This window comes from Sphingomonas bacterium, from assembly GCF_903644055.1.
GTDB lineage: Bacteria > Pseudomonadota > Alphaproteobacteria > Sphingomonadales > Sphingomonadaceae > Sphingomonas_I.
The window spans coordinates 1-5,196 of sequence record NZ_CAHJXD010000033.1 but is presented as its reverse complement, the minus strand read 5'-3'; the positions used below and the strand labels follow the sequence as shown (position 1 = coordinate 5,196).

Annotated in this window: 6 protein-coding genes and 1 tRNA gene; 2 read left to right on the top strand and 5 right to left on the bottom strand. The window is 69.3% G+C overall.

The features are described from left to right. A partial coding sequence (locus HUU94_RS01400) for a proline dehydrogenase family protein (RefSeq protein ID WP_174273342.1) occupies positions 1 to 1,764 on the bottom strand: 1,764 nt, incomplete at its 3' end. Between the two features lie 105 nt (positions 1,765 to 1,869). Here HUU94_RS01400 and HUU94_RS01395 point away from each other — a divergent pair. Further along, the gene (locus HUU94_RS01395) at positions 1,870 to 2,439 is read left to right on the top strand and encodes a peptidase S14 (RefSeq protein WP_174273341.1); all 570 of its coding nucleotides are present in this window, start codon (positions 1,870 to 1,872) and stop codon (positions 2,437 to 2,439) included. Positions 2,440 to 2,516: 77 nt separating this feature from the next. Next, positions 2,517 to 2,593: transfer RNA gene (locus HUU94_RS01390), tRNA-Arg, on the top strand. A 113-nt stretch (positions 2,594 to 2,706) separates the two neighbouring features. Here the strand turns inward: HUU94_RS01390 and HUU94_RS01385 are convergent. The 4 genes from HUU94_RS01385 to HUU94_RS01370 are packed head-to-tail and all read right to left on the bottom strand — an operon-like array spanning position 2,707 to position 5,098. After that, positions 2,707 to 3,195, bottom strand: coding sequence for a DUF1178 family protein (locus HUU94_RS01385; protein WP_174273340.1), 489 nt, complete (start codon positions 3,193 to 3,195; stop codon positions 2,707 to 2,709). Continuing rightward, complete coding sequence (locus HUU94_RS01380) at positions 3,192 to 4,019, bottom strand: carbon-nitrogen hydrolase family protein (protein WP_174273339.1); 828 nt, start codon at positions 4,017 to 4,019, stop codon at positions 3,192 to 3,194. The genes HUU94_RS01385 and HUU94_RS01380 overlap by 4 nt, the downstream gene beginning before the upstream one ends. Before the next feature lie 4 nt (positions 4,020 to 4,023). After that, positions 4,024 to 4,287: a glutaredoxin 3 gene (gene grxC / locus HUU94_RS01375; RefSeq protein ID WP_174273338.1), complete on the bottom strand. Its 264-nt coding sequence runs from the start codon at positions 4,285 to 4,287 to the stop codon at positions 4,024 to 4,026. A 49-nt stretch (positions 4,288 to 4,336) separates the two neighbouring features. Beyond that, positions 4,337 to 5,098, bottom strand: a complete 762-nt coding sequence (locus HUU94_RS01370; RefSeq protein ID WP_174273343.1) for a ComF family protein — start codon at positions 5,096 to 5,098, stop codon at positions 4,337 to 4,339. Positions 5,099 to 5,196 lie beyond the last annotated feature (98 nt).

Sequence of the window (5,196 nt, the reverse complement as noted above, 5' to 3'; positions counted from 1 at the left end):
GAGGTCCACGTCGGCATCGGTGGACTGGCGGACCATGCCGATGGGGCGGCCATCGACCGGGCTGACCAGCTGCGCCGCGCCTCCTGCCTCGCGGTCGCTGCCGCCGATGATCGGACCGGCGGTCATCGGCGCGCGATCCAGCTCCCGCATCGCGCGCGCCGCGCGCTCGCGTTCCGCGACAAGGGTGAAGTCGCGCCCGATCGGATTGGCGCGCGCCGGCCCGTACATCTTTGCCGGAATCGGGATGCGGGGATGCCGATCGGGCGCGGCGGAGAGCAGGTCGATCGGATCGCGGACCAGATCGTCCGGCGCGACATCCTCATCGAGCAAGGCGTTGACGAAGCTGGAATTGGCGCCATTCTCCAGCAGGCGCCGGACGAGATAGGGCAGCAATTCCTCATGCCCGCCGACGGGGGCATAAGCGCGCAGCCGGATCGGCGCACCGCCGGCCTCGGTGGCTGCCAACGCCGCCGCATAGAGCGCTTCGCCCATGCCGTGCAGCCGCTGATGCTCGATCGCGACGCCGGCGCGCTCCGCCATGACGCGGACGGCAGCGAGCGAATGCGCATTGTGCGTGGCGAATTGCGGATAGAGGCGCGGGGCGGCCGCGATCAGCCGCGCCGCGCAGACCAGGAAGCTGACGTCGGTCGCCGCCTTGGTGGTGTAGACGGGATAATCGGGCCGCCCCAGCAATTGCGCGCGCTTGATCTCGCTGTCCCAATAGGCGCCCTTGACCAGCCGGATCATCAGGCGGCGGCCGCTGCGCTCGGCAAGCGCATCGAGCGCTTCGATCACCGCCGACGCGCGCTTCTGATAGGCCTGCACGACGACGCCGAGCCCCGCCCAGTCGCCCAATTCCGCCTCATGCGCCAGCCGATCGATCAGCTTGAGCGACAGCACCAGCCGGTCCGCCTCCTCCGCATCGATCGCCAGGTTGAGATCGTGCCGCGCGGCGATCGCGGCGAGGCGTTTGAGGCGAGGGTAGAGCGCCTCCCAGACGTGCGCCTCCTGCGTCGCCGCATAGCGCGGGCTGAGCGCCGAGAGCTTGACCGAGATGCCGTGCCCTTCCTCGGGCGGCTGCCCGGACCGTCCGCGCCCGATCGTCTCGATCGCGCGCGCGTAGATCCGCTCGTAGCGATCGGCATCGGCCAGCGTCCGCGCGCCTTCGCCCAGCATGTCGAACGAGCAGAGCACGCCTTCCCGGGCGGCGCGCTGCTCGGCCTCGTCGATCGTGCGGCCGAGCACGAACTGATCGCCCATCATCCCCACCGCGACGCCGACCGCGCGCCGGATCACTGGTTCGCCCAGCCGCGCCAGCAGCCGCTTGACGATCCCCGCCGCATCGCGATCCGCATCCTCGGCGCCGGCGAGCACGGTGCGCGACAGCGCGAGCCCGCGCGTCGAGACGTTGACGATCCCGCTGGTCGATCGGCCGAGGTGCGACACCCAATCGCCGCTGGCGATCCGCTCGGCGATCAGCCGATCCTGCGTGCGCGCGTCCGGCGTGCGCAGCAGCGCCTCCGCCAGCCCCATCAGCGCCAGACCCTCGGCGGTATCCAGCGAGAATTGGGCGAGGAAGCCTTCCATCAGCCGCTGCCGCCCGCCCGCCGATCGCGCGCCTTCGACCAGAGCGATCGCCTCGGCACGAACGCGCGCGCGCTCGCCAGCATCCAGCGGCACGCACGCCAGCAACGCGGCGACGGCGGCATGCTCGTCGCGATATTTGAGGTCGTCGATCACGTCCCAGGAGGGCAGGCCAAACATTTCCAACTCCAGCAAAGCCGCTTTATAGGCGCTGCGTTGCCGGCAAAGCGAAGCGAAAGCGGCAATGGCGCGTTACCGACATCACACCTGCCTTTTGGAGCAACGATGGCGTACCAGCCCCTCGCGCCGCGCATGTTCGCCAACCCGGCGATCGCGCTCTCCGGCCCGGTCGATTACGACATGTATGCGAGCTTTCGCGCCCAGCTTGGCAAGGCGCCCGCCGATGGCCTGGTGGTGATCGAACTTTCGACGCTGGGCGGCGACCCCGAGGTTGCGCGGATGATGGGCGAGGACGTCCGCTATCATAGCGATCTCGATCCCGGCCGCCGCTTCGTGTTCCTCGGCAAGGCCGCGATCTATTCGGCCGGCACCACCTTCATGAGCTTCTTCGTGCGCGAGAACCGTTATCTGACGCGCGGCACCCGGCTGATGATCCACGAACGCAAGCTTTCCAAGCAACTCAACATCGATGGCCCGCTGACGACCTGCGTCGCGACGGTGAAAGCCGCGCTCAACGAGATCGAGGCGTCGATCGCGATCCAGAACGAAGGCTTCGAAAATCTCGTCAAGGGCTCGACCGTAACGATGGACGAGGTGCTGGAGCGCGCGCCCTCCAATTGGTATGTCGAGGCAGCCGAGGCGAAGAGCCTGGGGCTGGTCGAGGGAATATTGTAGCCGCAGCGGGCGTGACGCTTCCCGCCCTGCCATGCCCGCTTGTCCGCGCGCGGCCGGTTACGATAAAGGGGGGATGCGGTCTCGTAGCTCAGCAGGATAGAGCGCCACATTCCTAATGTGGGCGTCGGGGGTTCGAGTCCCTCCGAGACCACCATCCTCGACGAACCCGTCCCCGAAAGCGTTAGAGTCTGTCCTGTTCAAGCTGAACGTCACCCCGGCCTTGAGCTGGGGTGACGAAAGTTCAACGTCAATAGCACAAACTCTAGCCTATTGGAGCTGCTCCGGAGGCACGATCGGAAAGGGCAGCGGCATCACGCCGATGCCGTCCTCGACCAGCGCCCTGGCATCGGCGATCGTCGCCTGGCCGTGGATCACGCGATCGGGCGCATCGCCGTCATGGATCGCGCGGGCTTCGCTGGCGAAGCCGTGGCCGACATCCTCGCTCTTCTCCAGCGCCTTGGCCTGCATCTGCGCCATCGCGGTCAGCATCTGCTTGATCTCGGCGGGGGCCGGGCCGTCGCCGCCCGCCATCATCGGCATGGGCATCGGCCTCGTCGGGCCGGCGGGCCGACTCGGCACGAGCTGGTTGCTCTTGGCGCCGACGTTGGGCGCCATCACCGCCTTGGCGACCTCCGCCGAACCGCAGATCGGGCAGGCGACCAGCCCGCGCGTGCGCTGGCTCTCATAATCGTCGCTCGATCCGAACCACGCCTCGAAGACGTGAGCGTGGGCGCAAGCGAGATCGAAGACGATCATGCCGCCACCTCGACCGGCCCGATCGCCCGGCGATTGTGGATCGCGGGAATGCGCGCCCGGGCCTCCGCGACCCGCGCCAGATCGATCTCCACCGTCCGCACCCCGATCGCATCGCCCATATCGAGCAATATCTTGCCCCACGGATCGACGATCAGCGAATGACCATAGGTCTCGCGCCCGTCCTCATGCCCGCCGCACTGCGCGGCGGCGATCACATAAGCGCCCGCCTCGATCGCGCGCGCGCGCTGCAACACATGCCAGTGGGCGGCACCCGTGGCGGCGGTGAAGGCCGCGGGGATCGCCAGCATCGTCGCCCCCGCATCGCTCAGCGCGCGAAACAGATCGGGAAAGCGCAGGTCGTAGCAGATCGAAAGCCCCAGCCTGCCCCATGGCGTATCCACCGCGACGGGCTGCCCGCCGGGCCGATAGCTCGCCGATTCGCGCCACCGGGCGCCATCCGCCAGATCGACATCGAACAGATGGATCTTGTCGTAGCGCGCGCGGATCGCGCCCGTGCCGTCGATCACGAAGGCGCGGTTGACCAGGCGCCCGTCGTCTCCCTCGCGCAGCGCCAGCGAGCCGAGGTGCAGCCACAGGCCCGCCCGCGCCGCCGCCTCGCGCGCGGCGGCAAGCACCCGATCCTGGGCCTCGGGCACAACCGATATCGCCGCGCGCGCGCGATCCCGATCGAGGATGTTGGTCATCTCGGGCGTGAACAGCATCTCCGCGCCCTGATCGCGCGCGGCCGCGACGGCGGCTTCCAGCGCCGCCACGCTCGCGGCGGGATCGACGCCGGTCCGTGCCTGGAAGAGGGCGGCGCGCAAGCGATCAGCCCGCTTGCACCAGCATCGGATCGAGCTTGCCGCCGCGCTCCAGCGCGACGATATCGTCGCACCCGCCGATGTGGGCGCCATCGATGAAGATCTGCGGCACGGTCGATCGGCCGCCGGCACGGTCCAGCATCTCGGCGCGCTTGGGGCCGCCCATCGTGATGTCAAATTCCTCGAAGGCCACGCCTTTGTCGGCGAGCAATTTCTTGGCGCGCGCGCAATAGGGGCACAGCATCTTGGTGTAGATTTCGACCTTGGGCATCGCGCATCTTCCTCGTTGACCTCCCGACCTATGACGGCCCGGTCGATTGTCAACGCATCGCGCCCTCTTCGCGGACCACGCGCGCCCAGCAAAGCACGTCGATCCGCGACGCGCCGCCCTTGCGCAGCACCCGGGCGCAGGCGCGCGCGGTGGCGCCGGTGGTGTAGACGTCGTCGATCAGCAGTATGGTTCGCCCCTTAAGCGGCGTCTTCCAGGCGGGCGCGATCGCGAAGGCGCCCGCGACGGTGCGGGCGCGCTGCATTGGATTGAGGCCGCGCAGCATCGGGGTCGGCTTGCGGCGGCAAAGCAGATCGATCGCCAGCGTGCCGCCTGCGATCCGGGCCAGCGCGCGCGCGATCAGCGCCGACTGGTTGTAGCCGCGCGACCATAATCGCCGTCGATGCAGCGGCACCGGCACCACCAGCGTCCGCGCATCGAGCATGGGCACCGCGCGGCACATCGCGCGCGCCATCGTCACCGCCATCCCGGGCCTGCCGCCATGCTTGAGCTTGAGCGCCAACGCGCGCGCGATCGGCCCATAGGCCACGGCGGCGCGCGCGCTATCGAACGGCGGCGGATCGGCGAGACAGGCGCCGCAGCGCGATTCGGGATGGTGCGCCAGCTCCATCGGCACGCCGCAGGCGCCGCAGGCGGGGCCGCCGAGGAAATCGAGGCTCTGCCAGCATTCCAGGCAGAAGCTGTGATCGCCGGCCACGACGATCCCGCATCCCGGGCAGCGCGGCGGCAGCGCGAAGGCGACGGCCCGCGCGACCGCGATCTTCGCCGGGGAGAGAAACGCCGCGCGCGCCATCCGCCGCTTGTCCCCCGCGCAGCGCGGCGGCACAAGCGTGGCGGCATGCCCGCCCCCGAAATCTTCGATCGCGCGCTCCGCCGCCGCCGCCGCGATCG

Excerpts from the sequence above, each read along its gene's own strand:
- grxC (WP_174273338.1), bottom strand. The coding sequence starts at position 4,287 with ATGCCCAAGGTCGAAATCTACACCAAGATGCTGTGCCCCTATTGCGCG.
- HUU94_RS01370 (WP_174273343.1), bottom strand. The coding sequence starts at position 5,098 with ATGGCGCGCGCGGCGTTTCTCTCCCCGGCGAAGATCGCGGTCGCGCGG.
- HUU94_RS01395 (WP_174273341.1), top strand. The coding sequence starts at position 1,870 with ATGGCGTACCAGCCCCTCGCGCCGCGCATGTTCGCCAACCCGGCGATC.
- HUU94_RS01385 (WP_174273340.1), bottom strand. The coding sequence starts at position 3,195 with ATGATCGTCTTCGATCTCGCTTGCGCCCACGCTCACGTCTTCGAGGCG.